This window comes from Leifsonia sp. GW821-FHT13C05, assembly GCF_058806515.1.
In genome coordinates, this window is record NZ_JBXAPT010000002.1 from 576,042 (window position 1) to 592,517 (window position 16,476).

Below are 16,476 nucleotides of genomic sequence, written 5' to 3' on the forward strand. Positions count from 1 at the left end.
GTGACCAAAACCTGTGAATCCCGTGGCACACTGAGCGCGTGCGCACCGGCGACCTCCTCCTCCGACGCGGCACAGCGGTCGACGGCCGTGCCATGCTGCGCGAGCTCGTGGCCGAGCTGGCCGCCGTGCCGGCCGACGACGTGCGCATCGCGGCGCGCTGCCCCGACTGCGGCGGCGAGCACGGGCGCCCCGTGGTGATGGCACCGGATGCGGCGACAGGGGTTCGCGTGTCCCTCGCGCGCGCGGGTGGCGTCACCGTGGCGGCGGCGCTGGCGGGCGGCTCGGTCGGAGTGGATGCGGAGCCCAGCACCGCGCCCGAGACCGCGACCACGGCCGGGACCGGGGCCACTGACCTGCGCCAGTGGACGAGGATCGAGGCCGTCCTCAAAGCCGACGGCCGCGGCCTCCGGGTCGACCCGGCGGCCGTGGCCTTCGAGCGCACCGGAGACCTGCTCATCGCGTCGGTCCCCGGCGATCCGCGCCGCTACGAGGTGCGGGATGCGCACCTCGGCGACGACCTGTACGTCACCGTCGCGATCGAACGGTGACGCCCGTCGCGGGTAACGCGGGCAGCGGCAGGTCGTCCAGCCAGGCGCCGAAGAGCGCATCCAGGTCGGCGCCCGTCGTCTCTGCGGCGAACGAGCGGAAGTCGTCGGTGGTGACGGTCGCGAAGCGGTACGACGCCGTCCAGGCGCGCAGCAGCGCGAAGAAGCGCTCGTCGCCGACCGTGAGTCGTAGCGCGTGCAGGGCGAGCGCTCCCCGCTTGTACACGCGGTCGTCGAACATGCTCGCCGCGCCAGGGTCGCTGAGCAGGATGTCCTGGGGCAGCCTCGCCAGCGCGGCGTGATACCTCCTGGCGAGGGTGTCCGCGTGCTCCTTGCCCGCCGCCTCCGACCACAGCCACTCCGCGTAGCAGGCGAAGCCCTCGTTGAGCCAGATGTGCTTCCAGGCCGCCAGGCCGACGCTGTTGCCGAACCACTGGTGGGCGAGCTCGTGCGCGATCAGTCGCTCGGAGCCGCCCTCCCCGTCGACGTGGTTCGCGCCGAAGATCGCGGACGCCTGCGCTTCGAGCGGGATCTCGAGGTCGTCGGCGGTGACGACCACCGTGTACCGGTCGAACGGGTACGGCCCGAACGCCTCGGAGAAGTATCCGACCATGTCGGGCAGCCGCGCGAAGTCGGCGGAGAGCCGCTGCTCCAGCTCGGCCGGGTATGCGAAGCCGATCGCGGCGTCTGCGGCCTGCTGATCGGCCACCGCGTACCGGCCGATCTGCACGGTCGCGAGGTAGCTGGCGGTGGGCACGTCGCACTCGTACGTCCACGTCGCGCGCCCGGACGACACGGTCCGGTCGACCAGCTCACCCGTCGCCACCACCGTGTACGGCTGCTCGGCCGAGACCCGGATGCGGTACCTCGCCCGGTCGGACGGGTGGTCGTTGCAGGGGAACCACGTGGGCGCCCCGGACGGCTGCGCCGCCACGATGACGCCGTCGGTCAGCTCCTCCCAGCCGACCAGGCCCCAGGAACTGCGCCGCGGGGCGGGCGAGCCTGCATAGTCCACGGCGACCGTGAACGTCGCGCCGGCAGGGATCGGCTGCTCCGGTGTGACGACGAGCTTCGACGCCGCCTGCCGGAAACGGGTGCGACGGCCGCCGTCCACGGACACCTTTCCCACCTTCAGCCGCACCAGGTCGAGGCTGAACGATGACAGCTCCTGGGTGGCCGTCGCGGTGATGACGGCCCGCGCATCGAGCCGGTTGGTGGCCACGCGGTAGCGCAGGTCGAGATCGTAGGCGTCGACGCCGTATCCACCGTTGCCGGAGTGCGGGAGGTAGTCGTCGCCGACGCCGCGGGAACCCGCGGACGCCGAGGTCATGAGACCGTCGCGTGGTAGTCGGCGACCTTGACCTCGCGCCACGGCCCGATCGGGTTGCCGCTCCACCTGCTGCGGTCGGGGACGAGCTCCCCGCGCATCACGAGCGACGCCGGTCCGACCGTCGCGTGCGCCCCGATCCTGGCGGCGGGGAGGATGACGCTGTGCGGCCCGAGAGTGCCGCCGGTCTCCAAAGTCACCGTGTCCATGCTCATGATTCGATCATGGAACAGGTGCGTTTGCACGACGCAGCCGCGATTCACAGTGGATGCGTCGCCCAGCCTCACCAGGTCGGCCTCCGGCAGCCAGTAGCTCTCGCACCACACCCCGCGCCCGATCCGCGCGCCGAGGCTGCGCAGCCACCACACCAGGGCAGGCGTGCCGGAGGCGGCCTGGGCGAACCACGGCGCCGCCACCATCTCGACGAACGCGTCGGACACCTCGCTGCGCCACACGAACGACGACCACAGCGGATGCTCCGCCACCCGGATGCGCTGCACCAGTGCCCACTTCGCCACCGTGCTCACCGCCGCGGCGACCGCTCCGAACGCGAGCATCACCACGCCGCTGAGCAGCACGGCCGCCCACGGCCCCCAGGCTTCGGCGAGCGCCGTCAGCGTGAACAGCACGCCGAGCCCGATGGCGCAGGTGACGAACACGGGCACGATCCGGCACAGCTCCCAGAGCGCGCGGGCCACGCGGAGTCCCGCCGATGGGCTGTACGTGCGGCTGAGGTCGCCGCTCGCCGCGCTGCGCCGGAGTCGCACCGGGGGCGAGCCGAGCCACGACGATCCCGGCTTGGACTTGCGCGGTGCGGCGGACAGCACGGCGACGAGCCCGTCCTTCGGCACGCGGTGCCCGGGCGCCGCCATGCCGGAGTTGCCGAGGAAGGCGCGCGCTCCGATGTCGGAGCGGGCCACCCTGACCCGCCCGCCGCCCAGTTCGTACGACGCGACCAGAGTGTCGTCCGCGAGGAAGGCGCCGTCCCTCACCCGTGTCATCGCCGGAATGAGGAGCACCGTGGACGCCTCGACGTCCCTGCCGATGTCCGCCCCGAGCATCCGGAGCCAGACGGGGGTGAACAGGGAGGCGTAGAGCGGGAACAGCAAGGTGCGGGCGAGGTCGAGCACGCGCTCGGTCGCCCAGACCCCCCAGCCGACCGAGCTGCGCACCGGGTAGATGCCCTCGCGGAGCCCGAGGCCGAGCAGCCGCACGATCACGACCACGAGCCCGGCGAGCACGAACCCGGAGACCAGTGTGGCGGGGATCAGGGCCGCTGCGGCGCGCAGTGCAGCCTCGCCGATGGACGCCGACCCCGCCATCCCGAACGCGACGATCACGCCGCCGGCGGCGAACGCGACGATCGGCAGCAGCGCCACCACCACGCCACCGACGGCGTATGCGGCCAGCCAGCGTTTGCGCAGCGGGGGCCGCTCCTCGTCCCACCACGGCTCGCTCGGGCCCACCCGCACCGCGGGGGATCCGGCCCAGCGCTCGCCCGACCGCACGCGGCCGAAGACCGACGAGCCCGGATCGACCTGCGCGTTCTTGCCGATGCGCGTTCCCGGCAGCAGGGTGCTCCGCGCGCCGACGGTGCTGTTCGCGCCGATCCGCACGGCGCCGATCCGCAGCAGGTCGCCGTCGATCCAGTATCCGGAGAGGTCCACCTCCGGTTCGATGGCCGCGCCGTCGCCGATCCGGAGCATCCCGGTGACCGGCGGCAGTGCGTGCAGGTCGACGTTCGGCCCGATGCGGGCGCCGAGCGCCCGGGCGTAGTAGGAGATCCAGGGCGCCCCGGCGAGGCTGACCGCACCGACCTGGTGGGCCACCTGCTCGGCGAGCCACAGCCGCAGGTGCACGCCGCCGCCGCGCGGGTAGTCGCCGGCGCGCACCCCGGAGAGCAGCAGCCTGGCACAGACGACCGAGATGGCCATCCGGCCGAACGGCGTCGCGAACACGAGCAGGCCGACGATCAGCAGCCAGGCCGGCGTCGCCGGCAGGAAGCCGAAGCCGTCGAAGAGCCGCAGGATCGCGGACGCCGTGAGGGCATAGAGCAGCCAGCGCACACCGCTGAGGACGAACAGCGGCACACCGAGAATGGTCTGCAACCACTGCATCCTGGCAGGGGTGGGCGGCACGGCGTGGGTGGATGCCGTCGCCTCGCGTGCACCGGATGCGCGGGACGCGAGTTCCGCCGCCATTGCCCCGAGCCGGGGATGCGCGTAGATGTCGGCCACCGTGAACTCCGGATCGCGCTGCCGGATGCGCGTGACCAGCTGCGCGGCGGAGAGCGAGCCGCCGCCGAGGTCGAAGAAGTTGTCTCCGTCGCCGGAGACGGGCAGGCCGAGCACCGCCTGCCAGTCCGCGGCGAGGGCGCTGAGCACGGGGTCGGTGTCGAGGTCGGTGTCGGCGTCCGGGCCGTCGCCCTTGTTGCCGCCTGCGCCGCTGCCGGAAGCGCTGCGTGCCTGACCGGCAGGGAGCGGCCACGGCAACGCGGCTTTGTCCACCTTGCCGGACGTACGGGTCGGCAGCTCGCCGAGCACCGCGAGCAGGGGGACGAGCGCGGCGGGAAGCTCCTCGCGCAGCCGGGCAAGGGCGGCCGCCCTGTCGAACGCGCCGGGATCCACGGCGGACAGGTAGCCGACGAGCACCTGGTTGCCCGACTCCGTCGTCCGCACGGCGACCGCGGCGGCGGAGACGCCGGGCAACTGCTGCAGTGCGGACTCGATCTCCCCCAGCTCGATGCGCCGGCCGCCGACCTTCACCTGGTCGTCCGCCCTGCCCTGGAACAGCAGGCCGGCCGGGTCGAAGCGCACGAGGTCGCCGCTGCGGTACGCCCGCTCCCAGCCGAGCGTCGGCAGCGGAGCGTACTTCTCCGCATCCTTCGCCGGGTCGAGATAGCGGGCCAGCCCGACGCCGCCGATGATCAGCTCGCCCACCTCGCCGTCGCCCACCGGCTGCCCGTCGGCGTCGACCACCGCCAGGTCCCAGCCGTCGAGCGGCAGACCGATCCGCACCGGCTCACCCGGCCGGAGGAGGGAACCGCAGGCCACCACCGTCGCCTCGGTCGGGCCGTAGGTGTTCCAGACCTCCCGCCCGTCGACGGCGAGCCTGTCCACCAGCTCCGGCGGGCATGCCTCCCCGCCGAAGATCAGCAGCCGCACGTTCTCCAGCGACTCGGCGGGCCACAGCGCGGCGAGCGTCGGCACCGTCGACACGATGGTGATGCCGCGCGTCGTCAGCCACGGACCGAGATCCATCCCGCTGCGCACCAGCGACCGCGGCGCGGGCACGAGGCACGCGCCGTGCCGCCAGGCCAGCCACATCTCCTCGCACGACGCGTCGAACGCGACGGACAGCCCGGCGAGCACCCGGTCGCTCTGACCGATCGGCTCGTCCTGCAGGAACAGCCTGGCCTCCGCATCCACGAACGCCGCGGCGGACCGGTGACTGACGGCGACGCCCTTCGGCGTGCCGGTGGAGCCGGACGTGAAGATGATCCAGGCGTCGTCGTCGGGAGTGGGCGCGGAGATGATCGGGGTGGTGGCGGTGCTGGGATGCGCCGGGGCGCCCTCGAAGAGCTGCGACGACGCATCCACCGGCGCGGCGTCGAGCGCGTCGGCCGGGTCGGTGGGCAGGTACTCGGCGTCACCGGTGATGATGCCGCGCACGGCCGCCTCGCCGAAGACCAGGTCCGCCCGCTCCTCCGGGTCGTCCGCATCCACGGGAACGTACGCGGCCCCCGCGGCGATCACGGCGAGGATCGAGATGTACAGCTCGCGCGTTCCGGAGGCGAGACGGATGCCCACCCTGTCACCGCGCCGCACCCCCGCCAGCGTCAGCCGAGCGGCCACCCGCACGACCGCCGCCATCAACTCGCGGTAGCTGAGCGCGCCACGCCCGTCCTCCATGGCGGACGCATCCGGATGTGCGGCCGCTGTGGCGCGCAGCACATCCAGCAGCGTGCGTGGCTCAGCGGCGAACGCGCCGCGGTCCAGGATGCCCGTGCGAGCTTCGGTCACGTGTCACTCCATCCGAACGGCGAGGAAACGAACCTATGGGGCCACAGTAGCCAGCAGGTGAACGACCGGCTACTGCGACCCGCCCGACGCGTGGGTGCGGTGGCGCGCTGCGCTCAACTTGTGGCGGACAGAGCCTCCACGAGACGCGCCTTGGTCATCGACGAATAGCCGACGACACTGCGGCTGCGCGCTCTGCGTCGGAGTTCGACGACGGTGAGTTCGGCCAGCACCTCGCTGGCGGGGACTGGGGTGACGGCGGTGGAGGAGGAAGAGGAAGAGGTGGTGCGCTTCGCGGGGGTGGGGCGCTTGGCGGGAGACTTCGGGGCAGTGGCTTTCGCGGGAGTGGCTTTGGGAGCGCTGGCTTTCGGCGCTGTGACCTTCGGGGCGGCGACCGTCCGCCCGGTGGCTTTTGGCGCGGTGGCTTTGGTTGCCGCCTTGGTCGCGGCTGGCTTCGCCGCCTTCCCCGCGTCCTTCTTCCCGCTCGTCTTCGTCACGGGCGTCTTCGCAGGGGGCGTCTTCGCGGCGGGCTTCTTCGCGGCGGGCTTCCCCGCCGACTTCTTACGCAGCCGGTCGAACTCGCTTGCGAGTTCTTCGACTTTCTTCCTGGCCTTCTTGTCGACCTTCTTCGCCGCGCGTTTCGCGTCGGCGAGCGCCTCTTCCGCCTTCGCGAAGGCGTCGGCGGCGGACTTCTGGAGCTTGGACTGTTTCGGCATTGCGGGCCTCCTCGGCGGATTTCCTGCGCGGCACGGCCAGTTTTGCACCATCCGGTCGCGCCGTCGACGAAATGTCGCCGGTTCTTTGCCTGTTGGTCACACTCCGCGCGTAGCGTGCGGTCCACCGACCAGGAGGTGGACATGACATATACCGAAGCTTTCGACGTGGTGGATGCCGGCGAAGGGCGCTGGGACATCCAACTCCGCGAGACCCTGCTCGTCGCAGGGCAGGTGTGGCGCACGGCCGCCGGTTTCCTGCTCTGGGACTGGGCGGACCGCCAGCTCGGCACCTTCCCCAGCCTCGCCGAAGCGCTCCGCACGCTCTGGGCGACGCAGTCCCGCGAGCGCCTCGTCTAGCGGCGCGTCCGCCGCGCCAGCGCAGCCACCGCACCGCCGCGCGCGTCTCCTACGCCGACGCGGCCAGCCCCGCGGCCAGCTCGGCGAACACGTCAGCGGCGTCGGCGGACCGCACCAGCGGTGCCGCCTGCCCGAGCCACAGCGACTGCAGGTCGCCGATGCCGCGGCGCGAGGCCTCGGCGCGGAAGCGTCCGGTGAGCCAGTTCTGCACGGGGAACGGGGCCACCGCTCCCGCCGCTTCGATGGTGCGCACCGCCCTGTTCGCCGCGCCGCGCGCCAGCCGTCCGCTCATCGAGCGGGTCAGCATCGTGCGGTCGGCCGGTGTCTCCCTGATGGCCCTGCGGTGCGCATCCGTCGCCGCCGACTGGTTCGTGGCCAGGAACGCCGTGCCCACCTGGACCCCGGATGCGCCGAGCGCGAGCGCAGCACGCACGCCCCGCCGATCCGCGATGCCGCCGGCCGCGATGACGGGCACGTCCACCGCATCCACCACCTGCGGGATGAGCGCGAACGTGCCGATCAGCGACTCCTCGGCCGGCCGCAGGAACGAGACGCGGTGCCCGGCCGCCTCCATCCCGGTGGCGACGATGGCGTCGACGCCGCCGTCCCGCAGCGCGACGGCCTCCGCGACGGTCGTGGCGGTGCCGACCACCGCGATCCCGCGGGCGTGAGCGGCCTCGACCGCCTCGGGCGAGGGCACGCCGAACACGAAACTGATGGCGGCAGGGGATGCGGCGAGCGTCGCCTCGTACTGCTCCTCGAAGGTCGGGAGGTAGCGGTCGGGGCGCGTGGGGAGGTCGAGGCCGAGCTCGTCGAAGATCGGGCGGAGCGCATCCACTGCCGCGGCGAACTCGCCCTCGGTCACGTCGGCCTCGCCCTGCTCCACGTGCGGGAGCCACAGGTTGAGCGCAAAAGGGCGCTCGGTACTGCCGCGGAGTTCGGCGGCCGTCTGCGCGATGCGCGCCGCGTCGTAGCCGTAGAGGCCGTAGCCGCCGAGCCCGCCGAGGTCGCTGACGGTGGCGGTCAGCTCCACCGAGGAGAGTCCGCCGAACGGCCCGAGCAGGATCGGGGTGTCGATCCCAAGCAGCGTGGTGAGTTCGGCGCTGCGCCTGTCTGTGCTCATCGGCGTCCCTTCCTCGATCGTTCCGTGCCCATGATCCTCCGCCTCCGCGATCCTCAGCGCGCGGTCCAGCCGCCGTCCACGTGCAGGGTCTCCCCGCTGATCAGCGATGCGCCGTCCGAGGCCAGGAACACCACGGCGTCCGCGACCTCGCGCGGCTCTCCGATGCGGTGCAGTGCCGCGATCCGGTCGATCACGTCGGCCTCGAACGCGGGATCGGCCAGCATCTCCTCCGTGCCGTCCGTGCGCACGAAGGTCGGCGCGACGCAGTTCACCCGTACCCCGTGCACGCCCCACTCCACGGCGAAGCTCTTCGTCAGGTGCGCGACGGCCGCCTTGCTCAGGCAGTAGACCGCCTCGCCCGGCAGGGCGACCGAGCCGGCCTGCGAGCCGATGTTCACGATCGAGCCGCCGCCGTTGGCGATGAAATGTGCGCCGACGTACTGGCTGAGGAAGAAGGTCGACTTCACGTTGAGGTCGATGAGAGAGTCGAAGACGTCGACCGTGTACTCCTCGATCGGACGGTCGGGCACGCCGCCTCCCGCGTTGTTGACGAGCACATCCAGTCCGCCGAACTCCTCGATCGCGCGGTCGACGGCCGCGTAACTCTGCGCCAGGTCGGTCACATCCATCCGCACGGGAAGCGCGCGCCTGCCCAGCGCCTCGATCTCGGCGACCAGTCCGGAGACCGCCGTCTCGTCGCGCACACCGAGCGCCACATCCGCTCCAGCGGCAGCGCTCGCCACGGCGATCGCCCTGCCCAGTCCGCGCGCCGCACCCGTCACCAGGACGCGACGGCCCTCCAGCTGATCGCCCATGCTCTTGCTTCCTCCGACACGTTGTTGACCCCGACGTTGACCCCCGACGAGTCAATCATCTCCCGGCGCCGCTCCCCTCGGGCGTGGTGAGCACGACCAGCTGCTGCGTCGCGCGCGTCATCGCCACATAGTGGTCGACCGCGCCCTCGATCCCCGTCCCGAACGTCTCCGGATCGAGCAGCACCACGAGGTCGAACTCGAGGCCCTTCGACAGCTCGGGCGTCAGATACCGGATGCGCGGGGACGGCGCGAACAGGCCGGCGCCGTCGCGCCCCGCCCCGATCACGCAGGCGATGCCCTCGCCCTCCTCGTGGTCGGCGAGCCACGCATCCAGGATCGGCTGCAGCTCTGTCGCCGGCGCGTGGGTCACCGGCAGGCCGCTGCTCCGGATGGAGGTGGGCACGTTCGCGTCGGGCAGCACGGCCCGGATGACCGGCTCGGCCTCCGCCATGACCTCCTCCGGGGTGCGGTAGTTGATGGTCAGCGAGGCCAGCTCGGCGTGCGGAAGGCCGATCCTGCCGAGGCGTTCCTGCCAGGTCTCCGTGAAGCCGTGCCTGGCCTGGGCGCGGTCACCGACGATCGTGAAGCTGCGGGACGGGCAGCGGAGGAGCAGCATCCCCCATTCGGCGTCGGACAGCTCCTGCGCCTCGTCGACGATGATGTGCGCGAACGGCCCCGCCAGCAGGTCGGGGTCGACGCTCGGCAGCGCCGCCTCGTCGACGAGACTATTCTGCGCATCCGGTCTGCGAAGCATCGACATCACCAGCATCTCGGAGTCGTCTGCGGCGATCAGGTCGTCGATGACTTTCGCCATCTGCTCCCGCTCCGCCGCGAGGGTGGCGGCGCGGCGGCGGGCGCGCTTCGATGCCTCCGGGTCGCCGATGCGCCGCCGGGCCGCATCCAGGAAGGGGAGGTCTGAGACGGTCCAGGCCCGCGCATCCCTCCGGTGCAGCAGGTCCGCCTGCTCCGGCGTCAGCCACGGAGCGCACACCCGCAGGTATGCGGGCACCGACCAGAGGTCGCCGACGACGCCGACCGGGTCGAGCACGGGCCACGCGCGCGCGAACGTGCGGGTCAGTTCTTCGTTCTGCAGCAGTGCCCTGCGCACCTGATGCGGGGGGACCTCCTCGTCGTCGAATCCGTCGGTGAGGATGTCGAGCAGTGCCTCCCAGACCTGGTCGCGCGCCTCGTTGTGCGGCGTGCCGGGGTCGGGCGCGTCGAACGCCTCCGCCCACTCCGCGGGACTCAGCCGAAGGTCCGTCCAGGGCGTCTCGACCGTGAGGGCTGTAGATGGGGGGACCTCGTAGTACCGGACGGCCGCCTCCACCGCATCCAGCAGGGCTCCAGACGACTTCAGCGCAGCCACCCGCCGGTCGGCCTCCTCCTGCGCGTCTGCGCCTTCGGCGACGAGGTCACGGAGGGTGCAGATCTGCACGCTCTCCTCGCCGAGACCGGGCAGCACGTCGTCGACGTATGCGAGGTAGCCCTGGCTCGGCCCGACGAACAGCACGCCGTCGTCGCCGCGCGAGATGCGCGGGTCGGAGTAGAGCAGGTAGGCGGCACGGTGCAGCGCGACGACGGTCTTGCCCGTTCCCGGCCCGCCGTCGACCACCAGCGGGCCCCGCGAGCCCGCCCGGATGATCGCATCCTGGTCGGACTGGATGGTGCTCAGCACGTCGCGCATCCTGGGCGAGCGGCTGCTGCCGAGGCTGGCGATGAAGGCGGACTGGTCGTCGAGCGCCGCCGCGTCCTGCAGGCCGTCCTCGGTGAAGACCTCGTCCCAGTAGTCGCTCACCCTGCCGCGCGTCCACCGGTAGCGCCGACGACTGACGAGCCCCTGGGGATGCGCGTGCGTCGCCGCGAAGAACGGCTCGGCCGCCGGCGCCCTCCAATCGATGAGCAGCCGCTTGCCGTCGCGATCGGACAGGCTGAGGCGCCCGATGTAGACGGGTTCCGAGCCGTCGTCGGCCACGATCCTGCCGAGGCACAGGTCCAGGGTGAAGCGGCGTAGCGCACGCAGCCGGGCGGTCAGCCGGTGCACCTCGATATCGCGGTCGAGGGCGGCCTGCCCTTCGCCGACGGGCGCCAGCCGCTCCTCGGCGAGCCGCCGTTCCAGCTCGGCGATCTGCTCGTCGAGGCTCGTGGCGATGGCGGCGAACTGTTCCTCGTCGCGCGCGATCAGGTGGGCGTCCCGCTTGGCAGCGAGTCGCTCGGGCAGGGCGAAGGAAGAGGGGGAGAGAGTCACGATGGACGATTCTCCGCCCGACAGGGGGTCTTGCGGCAAGCCCCCTGGTGTGCTATATATTAGAAGTGGCGGAGGGAGTTTTCCCTCCGTTTTCGTTTGTTTAGGGGCGACTAGTCGGCCGGTCGCCACGGCTCGTCCGCGTGAGCCAGCCACACCTCCCGCGGGTGCAGGGACAGGATGAGCCGCTGCCCCTCGGTGCTGGGTTCGTCGAGTTCCCCGAACCACACGGCGGTGTCGCCGGCGATCACGATCGGCCCCTCGCCCGTCTCGATCACGACGATCTGGGATCCGCGGGTGTGGCCGGGAGCGGGCAGCAGCCGGACTCCCGCCACCAGCTCGTACTCGCCGTCCACGGCCGTGTACTGCACGCCGGGGGCGTCCACCCAGTCCGGGATCGTGTAATCGTCCAGCGTGCGGGCATCCTCGAGCTCCTGCCGCTGCACGTAGATCGGCCGACCGGCGAACAGGTGGTTGCCTCCGCAGTGGTCGAAATGCAGGTGGGTGTTGACCACCGCGGTGATACTTCCGAGGTCCAGCTCGTCGTGCCGGTCGAGAGCATCCAGGCGCGGGTCCATGTCAGCCACCGCGGGGTGCAGCTGCGTCAGCCCGGTGTCGACCAGGATCCGTCCATCCGGATGGTCGATGAGGTGCACGTAGACCGGCAGCCGCTCGTCCTCCCCGACGAGGAGACTAGCGACGCGGATGGGCGTGACGGCGACCGGATCAAGAGACATGCGGACACTGTACACAGCGGTGGCGGGCGGGCAGGAACGCGGGCGGCGCGTGCGCGGCATCGGCCTTTGCTCGCGACGCGGTCGCCCGAAGCATCAGCGTGAGCCGCGGGGCGAAGTCCAGGGCCAGATGACCCCACTCTGGATGTTGCTCACACGCAGCTGCGGTGTGAGTGACGGTGGCGGCGGGAGCGAACAGTAGGTTCGCGCGGTCTGTCGTTCCACGGAAACCTGCCCACCATCGGAACCGCCCTAGGCGTAGGCAAGGTAGGCGCCGGACTGCCCGGGTAGCTGCACCCGGAACACGGGGCGGAGGCCGACCAGCTCGAGCAGGGCGACCTGCTGGGGAACCTCCTCGTTCGTCATGGTGACCAGGTCGTGGAGACCCCAGTCGTCCGCGATCCAGCGGAGCACAGCGGCGACCAGGCGCCGGTCGAGCCCGTCGTCCAGCCGCGAGCTGCGCACCCAGAAGCTCACCGTGCCCCGGACCCGGTCCCATTGGTTGCCGGCCAGTGGCGTGATCTCCGCAGTCGTGTACGAGCGCGCGTCACCAGGCATGAAATAGACACACCCGAGACACTCGGACTCGTCCGGCGTCAGCACCGTGTAGGTGAAACGCCGCCCGTCGCGGTGCCCGCGCTCTAGCCCTTCGACGTCGGCGAGGTCATCCTCGAGCGTGAAGTCGTCGGCCGGCCAGCCCGTCTGCTCCCACGGCCTCAACTGTTCCCGGCTCGCCATCACGGCCTCGTAGTCCAACTCGACATCGGCGGCGACGAGCGGACGGAGCACGAACTCCGGCGTCGTCAACCGCTCCGGCACGGAGACCAGATCGGCAAAGTCCATGCGGTGATGCTAACCCCAACCCCGAGCAGCAATGTGGCGATCGACGCGCTGCTGCGTGGTGACTCTAGAATCACGCTCATGACAACCGGCACGAGCGACGAGCGGGGCGACCAGAGCGCGTGGACTCCGCCGGACGACATGACCACGGGCACGGCGAGCCCTGCGAAGGCGGCCGTTGGCGACCGGCCCGTCTTCGCGTACATCGCCAGCCTTCCGCAACCGCAACGCCGCATCGCCGAACGAGTGGATGAGCTGGCAGCCGAAACCCTTCCCGGGCTACGCCGTTCAGTGAAGTGGGGCATGTCCTACTACGGAGTCGGGGACGGATGGTGCTTCAGCTGCGGAGCCTTCGCCGGCCACGTAAAACTCATGTTCATCAACGGCGCGACGCTCGACCCGGTTCCGCCCGTCACACCACTCGGGATGGGCAAGGCAACACGAGGCGTGGAGATCGAGTCCGTCGACGACATCGACGATCATCAGCTTGCCGATTGGATGAGACAGGTCACCTCCCGGCCCGGACTCGGCGGCCCGAAGCGCTAGCAAGGCAACAGAACTCTCGCAACCAGCATTCTGGACGCCGAGTAGCGGCGCCGGGCGCCGCGCGTCAGTCGCTCTCGCCGAACTTCTCCGTCGCTTCGCGCCCGGCGGACGTCGCCCGCTGCAGGAACCCGGCGATGGTCTCCAGCTGCTCCGTGTCGTACCCGGCGCAGAGGTCGTCCATCCGGGTGTTCATGTCGGCGTAGAGGCGGAACATGTCCCTGCTGCGTTCGGGCAGTGCCCGGAGGAGGACCGAGCGACGGTCGGCGGGGTCGCGGTCGCGGGCGATCCAGCCGCCCTTCTCGAGCCGGTCCAGGATGCCCGTGAGCGTGGCAGGGTGGAGGCCGGTCAGCCGCGCGAGGGTGCTCGGACTGATGGGGCCGTTGGCGGAGACGATGTCGAGGCAGTCGAGGTCGATGTCGCGGAGTTCGGCGGCCATCCCGACCTGGTGGTTGAGCACGGACAGTTGCACCCGGAGGTCGCGGAGGGACTGCTTGACGGACGCGGCGGCGCGGCGCTGCATCCGCTGGTTCCGGCTCTGGTTCGGGCGCTGATTCGGGCGCTCAGATAATCCTGAAGTCATATGGTATCGCTTCCGTATTATATGGTTTCCTAACCCAAGAGTAGCGGAGACAGCATGGACATCGTCGTATTCGGGGCCAACGGCCCGACCGGCCGGCTCCTGGTCGGTCAGGCGCTGGCGGCGGGCCACGCCGTGACCGCCGTCACCCGCGATCCGGACGGCTTCCCTCTGCACGACGCATCCCTCCGGGTGGCCGAAGCCAACGTGCACGACCCGGCTGCGGTCGCCTCCGTGGTCCGCGGGGCGGACGCGGTGCTCTCCGCCCTCGGCGTTCCATACGGACGGCAGCCGATCACGGTCTACTCCGACGGCGCGACCAACATCCTGAACGGGATGCGCGCGGCCGGCGTGCGCCGCTTCGCCTGCGTGAGCTCCAGCGCCATCGACCCAGCCGCAGGACCGCACGGCGGCTTCTTCTTCGAGCGCGTGCTGCAACCCGTGATCGTCAACCTGTTCGGCAAGCAGCTCTACGCCGACATGCGCCGGATGGAGGCGATCGTCACCGCGAGCGACCTCGACTGGACCATCGTGCGGCCATCCGGCCTGTTCGACGCATCCGGGGTGAGCGAATACGACTACGCGGAGCGGTACACCCCGGGCGCGTTCACCTCCCGCGCCGACCTCGCCGATGCGCTCCTCCGCCAGGTGACGGAACCCGAATACGTGCGCACGATCGTCGCCGTGTCGACCTCGGCGGGCGCCCCCACCGTGCGCGAACTCATCGTGCGGGAGGCGCTGGGCAAGAAGTGACGCCGCCGCCCGGCTACCTCACGGTGACGGAGTTGGCTTTGTCGTTCATCGAGCCGAGGTTCGTCGCGTTGGCGCTGTATCCGTACGAGGCGCCGGTGTAGTTCGTGCCCTGCCACAGCTTCGTGGTGCAGTTCGAGAAGCTCTTGAACGAGCTGACCCTGCCGGACCAGCCGACGTTGCCGAGCGGCCCGAAGTACCAGACGGTGCTGCCGTTGCAGGCGCTCGAGTTGGTGATCTGGAAGAACGATCCGCCGTATCCCGCGTCGTCGAACAGCTGCGCTTGGACGAAGGTGGCCTTCGCGCCGGCCAGGGCTGCCGGGCTGGGCGCGCCGACCGGGGCGGCGAGCGCATCCTCGGCGGCTCCGCGCGCTCCGCTCGGGGCGACGACGAGGAGGTGCTGCTGCTCCAGGACCGCCTCGTTCAGGTCGTCCCCGTCGTCCACGCACACCACGGATCCGGTGCCGAGGTCGTATGAGCAGGACTGCGCCGGAGACGTGGGAGCCCCGGGCGCCTCCGCGGTGGCCGCGTTCGCCGCGCCGCCGACGGACAGGAACCCGGCCGACAGGGCGGCGACGCTGAGCGCCGAAGCGAGAAAACGGCGCGATCGAGCCGTGGTTGTGATTGCCATTGCGACTTCTCCCCCGAAGTGAACACACGCCCGACCGATACCGGGCAGCCTCATTCTGTCTCTGGCTCGCCGGTGGCACAAGAAATCAGTTCCGAGTCCGGTTGAGAGGATTCGGCGTGGAGGCACATTTCTTAGGTATGAGCGATTTGGCCGAGGTGAGGCCGGCGGGGGACGCGACGGGACGGTCCGGGTCCACGGACCGGGCCCTCCTGCGCGCGCTCTCCGGCGGTAGCACGACCGCGCTCAGCGCTCTCTACGACCGGCACAGCCGTGTGGTCTACGCGTACACCGCCGCGCGACTGGATGCCCGCGAAGACGTCGAAGAGGTCAGCCAGGACGTCTTCGTGACGCTCTGGCGCAAACGCGCCACCATCGAACTCGCCGGGGAGTCTGCGCTGCCCTGGCTCCTCGTGACCAGCCGCAACCTGATCGCCAACCGTCGACGCTCCCTCCACGTCCACCAGAAACGACGCACAGACGACCCTGTCGACGGGTCGGTGCCGGACCCGCGCCCTGGGCCGGATGTGCTCGCCGAGCAGCAGCAACTGCTCGCATACGTCGAGAGCGTCGTCGCCGCGCTCCCCGAGCCGGACCGCACGGTGTTCGAGCTGTGCATCCGCGGCAGCCACAGCTACGACGAGGCCGCCGCGCAGGTCGGCATCACCCCCGGCGCGGTCCGCAACAGGCTGTCCCGACTGCGCGGACGCCTCAGAAGCGAACTCGAAACCCTCAGGGGGATGCCATGACCAACCCCACCTTCCTGCCAACCGACGATCGCTTCGACGAGCTCAAGCAGTCGATGTTCGCCGAGATCACCCGCGCCGAACGGCGTCGCACCCGCAAGCACCGGATCGTCGCCCTCGGCATCGCAGGAACGATCGCCCTCGGCACCACGGCAGGAGCGATCGCCATCGCGGAAGCATCCCAAGGCCAGATCAACTACACCGCAGACTGCTACGCCGCGGCCGACCTGGGCGCGCGCCACGGAACCTCCCTCTACGCGCCGGGCGACCAGGATGCGAAAACGCCGACACCGCTCAGCGAGCGCATCTCGCTTGCCGAGGAGATGTGCGCAGCGACCTGGCGGATCGGCACCTTCTCCCCCGGCGGCTCCACGAGCACGAAAGAGTTCCCCGTCCCCGACCTGGAAACCTGCCAGCTGCCCGACGGGCGACTGGCGGTCTTCCCCTCCGACCTGGCCGCGAGCGAGCTCTGCCCGCAACTCGGCCTCGCAAGCCCGCACGAATGAACACG

The 16,476-nt window shown here is 70.9% G+C and carries 16 protein-coding genes; 6 read left to right on the plus strand and 10 right to left on the minus strand.

Annotated features, from left to right (window positions below; translation table 11 throughout):
- Nucleotides 1-38 precede the first annotated feature (38 nt).
- Nucleotides 39-548 carry a 4'-phosphopantetheinyl transferase family protein gene (locus AC1ROC_RS09385; protein ID WP_492999729.1) on the plus strand — a complete coding sequence of 170 codons (510 nt, stop codon included), beginning with the start codon at nucleotides 39-41 and terminating at the stop codon, nucleotides 546-548.
- Here AC1ROC_RS09385 and AC1ROC_RS09390 read toward each other — a convergent pair.
- From AC1ROC_RS09390 to AC1ROC_RS09400, 3 genes are all read right to left on the minus strand, one after another.
- Nucleotides 526-1,875, minus strand: a complete 1,350-nt coding sequence (locus tag AC1ROC_RS09390) for a M1 family metallopeptidase (RefSeq protein ID WP_492999730.1) — start codon at nucleotides 1,873-1,875, stop codon at nucleotides 526-528. The genes AC1ROC_RS09385 and AC1ROC_RS09390 overlap by 23 nt on opposite strands.
- Entirely contained in the window at nucleotides 1,872-5,894 is a 4,023-nt protein-coding gene (locus AC1ROC_RS09395; RefSeq protein WP_492999732.1) for a Pls/PosA family non-ribosomal peptide synthetase, read from the minus strand. The genes AC1ROC_RS09390 and AC1ROC_RS09395 overlap by 4 nt, the downstream gene beginning before the upstream one ends.
- Nucleotides 5,895-6,007: 113 nt before the next feature.
- Entirely contained in the window at nucleotides 6,008-6,607 is a 600-nt protein-coding gene (locus AC1ROC_RS09400; protein WP_168690558.1) for a histone H1, read from the minus strand.
- Nucleotides 6,608-6,748: 141 nt separating this feature from the next.
- Between AC1ROC_RS09400 and AC1ROC_RS09405 the strand changes: the two genes are divergently transcribed.
- Nucleotides 6,749-6,964 carry a hypothetical protein gene (locus tag AC1ROC_RS09405; protein ID WP_085368317.1) on the plus strand — a complete coding sequence of 72 codons (216 nt, stop codon included), beginning with the start codon at nucleotides 6,749-6,751 and terminating at the stop codon, nucleotides 6,962-6,964.
- A 49-nt stretch (nucleotides 6,965-7,013) separates the two neighbouring features.
- On the opposite strand, the gene AC1ROC_RS09410 is transcribed toward AC1ROC_RS09405, so the two are convergent.
- The 5 genes from AC1ROC_RS09410 to AC1ROC_RS09430 form a co-directional block, all read right to left on the minus strand.
- The gene (locus AC1ROC_RS09410; protein ID WP_492999736.1) at nucleotides 7,014-8,087 is read right to left on the minus strand and encodes an NAD(P)H-dependent flavin oxidoreductase; all 1,074 of its coding nucleotides are present in this window, start codon (nucleotides 8,085-8,087) and stop codon (nucleotides 7,014-7,016) included.
- 53 nt (nucleotides 8,088-8,140) lie between these two features.
- On the minus strand, nucleotides 8,141-8,902 hold the full coding sequence (locus tag AC1ROC_RS09415) for an SDR family NAD(P)-dependent oxidoreductase (protein ID WP_168690560.1): 762 nt from the start codon (nucleotides 8,900-8,902) through the stop codon (nucleotides 8,141-8,143).
- Between the two features lie 55 nt (nucleotides 8,903-8,957).
- A complete protein-coding gene (gene helR / locus AC1ROC_RS09420; protein WP_493000011.1) occupies nucleotides 8,958-11,150 on the minus strand; it encodes an RNA polymerase recycling motor ATPase HelR in 2,193 nt (730 codons plus the stop codon).
- Nucleotides 11,151-11,257: 107 nt separating this feature from the next.
- Complete coding sequence (locus AC1ROC_RS09425) at nucleotides 11,258-11,881, minus strand: MBL fold metallo-hydrolase (protein ID WP_492999739.1); 624 nt, start codon at nucleotides 11,879-11,881, stop codon at nucleotides 11,258-11,260.
- Between the two features lie 249 nt (nucleotides 11,882-12,130).
- Complete coding sequence (locus AC1ROC_RS09430) at nucleotides 12,131-12,721, minus strand: GNAT family N-acetyltransferase (RefSeq protein WP_085368321.1); 591 nt, start codon at nucleotides 12,719-12,721, stop codon at nucleotides 12,131-12,133.
- A gap of 78 nt (nucleotides 12,722-12,799) precedes the next feature.
- Between AC1ROC_RS09430 and AC1ROC_RS09435 the strand changes: the two genes are divergently transcribed.
- Nucleotides 12,800-13,264 carry a DUF1801 domain-containing protein gene (locus AC1ROC_RS09435; RefSeq protein WP_218775133.1) on the plus strand — a complete coding sequence of 155 codons (465 nt, stop codon included), beginning with the start codon at nucleotides 12,800-12,802 and terminating at the stop codon, nucleotides 13,262-13,264.
- A 64-nt stretch (nucleotides 13,265-13,328) separates the two neighbouring features.
- Here AC1ROC_RS09435 and AC1ROC_RS09440 read toward each other — a convergent pair whose 3' ends face one another.
- A complete protein-coding gene (locus tag AC1ROC_RS09440) occupies nucleotides 13,329-13,784 on the minus strand; it encodes a MarR family transcriptional regulator (RefSeq protein WP_218775134.1) in 456 nt (151 codons plus the stop codon).
- A gap of 114 nt (nucleotides 13,785-13,898) precedes the next feature.
- Between AC1ROC_RS09440 and AC1ROC_RS09445 the strand changes: the two genes are divergently transcribed.
- Nucleotides 13,899-14,594, plus strand: a complete 696-nt coding sequence (locus AC1ROC_RS09445) for an NAD(P)-dependent oxidoreductase (protein WP_492999744.1) — start codon at nucleotides 13,899-13,901, stop codon at nucleotides 14,592-14,594.
- Between the two features lie 13 nt (nucleotides 14,595-14,607).
- On the opposite strand, the gene AC1ROC_RS09450 is transcribed toward AC1ROC_RS09445, so the two are convergent.
- The gene (locus AC1ROC_RS09450; RefSeq protein WP_492999747.1) at nucleotides 14,608-15,222 is read right to left on the minus strand and encodes a hypothetical protein; all 615 of its coding nucleotides are present in this window, start codon (nucleotides 15,220-15,222) and stop codon (nucleotides 14,608-14,610) included.
- Between the two features lie 137 nt (nucleotides 15,223-15,359).
- Between AC1ROC_RS09450 and AC1ROC_RS09455 the strand changes: the two genes are divergently transcribed.
- Both AC1ROC_RS09455 and AC1ROC_RS09460 read left to right on the plus strand, forming a co-directional pair.
- Nucleotides 15,360-15,968, plus strand: a complete 609-nt coding sequence (locus tag AC1ROC_RS09455; protein ID WP_492999749.1) for an RNA polymerase sigma factor — start codon at nucleotides 15,360-15,362, stop codon at nucleotides 15,966-15,968.
- Entirely contained in the window at nucleotides 15,965-16,471 is a 507-nt protein-coding gene (locus AC1ROC_RS09460; protein WP_085368327.1) for a hypothetical protein, read from the plus strand. The genes AC1ROC_RS09455 and AC1ROC_RS09460 overlap by 4 nt, the downstream gene beginning before the upstream one ends.
- The last annotated feature ends 5 nt before the right edge of the window (nucleotides 16,472-16,476 follow it).

Bases quoted from the DNA above. Each gene is read 5' to 3' on its own strand.
- AC1ROC_RS09440 (WP_218775134.1), bottom strand. From the start codon at position 13,784: ATGCAGCGCCGCGCCGCCGCGTCCGTCAAGCAGTCCCTCCGCGACCTC.
- AC1ROC_RS09445 (WP_492999744.1), top strand. From the start codon at position 13,899: ATGGACATCGTCGTATTCGGGGCCAACGGCCCGACCGGCCGGCTCCTG.
- AC1ROC_RS09430 (WP_085368321.1), bottom strand. From the start codon at position 12,721: ATGGACTTTGCCGATCTGGTCTCCGTGCCGGAGCGGTTGACGACGCCG.
- AC1ROC_RS09450 (WP_492999747.1), bottom strand. From the start codon at position 15,222: ATGGCAATCACAACCACGGCTCGATCGCGCCGTTTTCTCGCTTCGGCG.
- AC1ROC_RS09460 (WP_085368327.1), top strand. From the start codon at position 15,965: ATGACCAACCCCACCTTCCTGCCAACCGACGATCGCTTCGACGAGCTC.
- AC1ROC_RS09425 (WP_492999739.1), bottom strand. From the start codon at position 11,881: ATGTCTCTTGATCCGGTCGCCGTCACGCCCATCCGCGTCGCTAGTCTC.
- AC1ROC_RS09455 (WP_492999749.1), top strand. From the start codon at position 15,360: ATGAGCGATTTGGCCGAGGTGAGGCCGGCGGGGGACGCGACGGGACGG.
- AC1ROC_RS09405 (WP_085368317.1), top strand. From the start codon at position 6,749: ATGACATATACCGAAGCTTTCGACGTGGTGGATGCCGGCGAAGGGCGC.
- AC1ROC_RS09435 (WP_218775133.1), top strand. From the start codon at position 12,800: ATGACAACCGGCACGAGCGACGAGCGGGGCGACCAGAGCGCGTGGACT.
- AC1ROC_RS09410 (WP_492999736.1), bottom strand. From the start codon at position 8,087: ATGAGCACAGACAGGCGCAGCGCCGAACTCACCACGCTGCTTGGGATC.
- AC1ROC_RS09415 (WP_168690560.1), bottom strand. From the start codon at position 8,902: ATGGGCGATCAGCTGGAGGGCCGTCGCGTCCTGGTGACGGGTGCGGCG.
- AC1ROC_RS09390 (WP_492999730.1), bottom strand. From the start codon at position 1,875: ATGACCTCGGCGTCCGCGGGTTCCCGCGGCGTCGGCGACGACTACCTC.
- AC1ROC_RS09400 (WP_168690558.1), bottom strand. From the start codon at position 6,607: ATGCCGAAACAGTCCAAGCTCCAGAAGTCCGCCGCCGACGCCTTCGCG.